General features: G+C 67.9%; 2 protein-coding genes. Both read right to left on the bottom strand.

What is annotated here, in order from left to right:
- Nucleotides 1–88: 88 nt before the first annotated feature.
- Entirely contained in the window at nucleotides 89–1,321 is a 1,233-nt protein-coding gene (ssuD, locus tag FKP22_RS27445; protein WP_141291138.1) for an FMNH2-dependent alkanesulfonate monooxygenase, read from the bottom strand.
- A 41-nt stretch (nucleotides 1,322–1,362) separates the two neighbouring features.
- Nucleotides 1,363–2,361 (bottom strand): sulfonate ABC transporter substrate-binding protein, encoded by a 999-nt coding sequence (locus FKP22_RS27440; protein ID WP_141291136.1) that lies wholly within the window; start codon nucleotides 2,359–2,361, stop codon nucleotides 1,363–1,365.
- Between the last annotated feature and the right edge of the window lie 20 nt (nucleotides 2,362–2,381).

Here is a 2,381-nt window from a genome sequence, read left to right as displayed (position 1 = left end):
CCCGGCCTTGACGGGGATGTCAACGGGCGCCGGCGCCGACGAAGAAGGAACAGCTTGCGTGGTCATGGCGACAGCACCTGCTCCCGTCTCAGCTGGCGGCGCGTGCGAGCACCGAAGGCTCGCTGGCGGCAGCGGTCTTCCCGGTGCTGTTCGCCGCACTGTTGGCACTGGGCACATGGTTGTTGGCGACGATCTCGCCAAACGGCCCGGTCAACGAGGGCTGGCCCAGGCGCTCGCGCACCGACAGCGGCAGCAGCGGGAACACCAGCTCGGCGAAGCGGTAGGCCTCTTCCAGGTGCGGGTAGCCGGACATGATGAAGTAGTCCAGCCCCAGCGCCGCGTATTCCTTGATGCGGTCCGCCACCTGCTGCGGGTTGCCGACCAGCGCGGTGCCGGCACCGCCGCGCACCAGGCCCACGCCGGCCCACAGGTTGGGCGAGACCTCCAGGCCTTCGCGGATGTTCTCCGGGTTGTACTTGCCGGCATGCAGCGCGGCCATGCGGCGCTGGCCTTCGGAGTCCATCTTGGCGAAGGTGGACTGCGCGCGGGCAACGACTTCCGGGTCCAGGTACGAAACCAGGTCGGCCGCGGCGGCCCAGGCAGCCTCTTCGGTCTCGCGCACGATCACGTGCAGGCGGATGCCGTAGCTCAGCGTGCGGCCCAGCTCGGCGGCGCGGCGACGCACGCCTTCGACCTTTTCGGCAACGGCCGCAGGCGGCTCGCCCCAGGTCAGGTAGGTGTCCATCTGCTGGGCGACCAGCTCATGCGCCTCAGCCGATGAGCCACCGAAGAACAGCGGCGGGTACGGGCGCTGCACCGGCGGGTAGAGCAGCCGCGCACCCTTGACCTGCAGGTGCTTGCCGTCGAAGTCGTGCGACTCGCCGGTGTGGCTCTTGGCCATGATGTCGCGCCAGAGCTGCATGAACTCCGAGGCTTGCGCGTAGCGCTCGCCGTGCGGCAGAAACTGGCCGTCGCCTTCGAGCTCGGCCTGGTCGCCACCGGTGACCAGGTTGATCAGCAGCCGGCCGCCGGACAGGCGGTCGAAGGTGGCGGCGATGCGGGCGTACTGGCTGGGCGTGATCAGGCCCGGGCGCAGCGCGACCAGGAACTTCAGGCGCTGGGTGAAACCCATCACGCTGGAGGCCACGGTCCACGGGTCTTCGCAGGAGCGGCCGGTGGGGATGAGCACGCCTTCGTAGCCCATGGTGTCGGCGGCGATGGCGACCTGCTTGAAGTAGTTCAGGTCGGCCACGCGCGCGCCGTGGGAGGTGCCGAGGTAACGGCTGTCGCCGTGGGTCGGGATGAACCAGAGCATCTTCATGATGGCGGCTTTCTTGTGCGGTGAAAGAGGAGACGGCGCTTTCAGCGCTCGGTGGCGACGCGGGTCGCGCTGGCAGCGCCAGGCAATGCGTCGACGATGCGGATGGGCTTGGGGATCAGCTTCAGGTTGTAGAAGCTGTCGGCAATCAGCTGCTGCTCGGCGGCGATGGCCGGGGTCACCGGCTGCACGTTGAACTGGTAGCGGTGCAGGCTGAGCTTGACCACTTCCACGTCCAGCCCCTGCAGCGGCGCGATCAGCAACGCGGCCTCGTCCAGGTGGGTCTTGAGCCAGCGGCCCTGGGCCTGCGTGTCCTCGAACAGTGCGGCAATCACCTTGGGGTACTTCTGTGCGTAGCCGCGTTCGGCCAGGTAGAAGTTGTAGTCGCTCACCAGGCCCTTGCCGTCGGCCAGGATGCGGGCGTTGCTCTGCTTCTCGACGGCGGCCAGGAACGGGTCCCAGATGACCCACGCGTCCACAGCACCTCGTTCGAAGGCAGCGCGTGCATCGGCTGGCGGCAGGAACACGGGCTGGATGTCGGTGTACTTCAGGCCGGCTTTTTCCAGCGCCTTGACCAGCAGGTAGTGCACGTTCGAGCCCTTGTTCAGGGCGACCTTCTTGCCCTTGAGCTCGGCCACGCTCTTGATCGGCGAGTCCTTCTGCACCACCAGCGCCTCGGCTTCGGGTGCGGCCGGGTCGTTGCCGATGTAGACGAAGTTGGCGCCGGCCGCCTGCGCAAAGATGGGCGGCGCTTCGCCGACAAAACCGACGTCGATCGCGCCGACGTTCAGGCCTTCGAGCAGCTGCGGCCCGGCCGGGAACTCGACCCACTGCACCGCCACGCCCAGCGGCTGCAAACGCTTTTCCAGCGTGCCCTGGGCCTTTTGCAACGTCAGCAGGCTGGCGGATTTCTGGAAGCCGATGCGCAGCGCAGACGGCGAGGCCGGCGCGGCGGCGAAGGCACCGGCGGCGCTCAGGCCGATCGACAAGGCCAGCGGTGCGGCAAGCATGTGGCGGCGGGTGCGGGACAACAAGGACAACATGACGGCTCTTTCAATGCTGC

This window comes from Ideonella azotifigens, from assembly GCF_006519715.1.
Lineage (GTDB): Bacteria > Pseudomonadota > Gammaproteobacteria > Burkholderiales > Burkholderiaceae_C > Ideonella > Ideonella azotifigens.
Note: the sequence above shows the minus strand (reverse complement) of the source record. Positions and strands in the feature narration are given on the sequence as shown.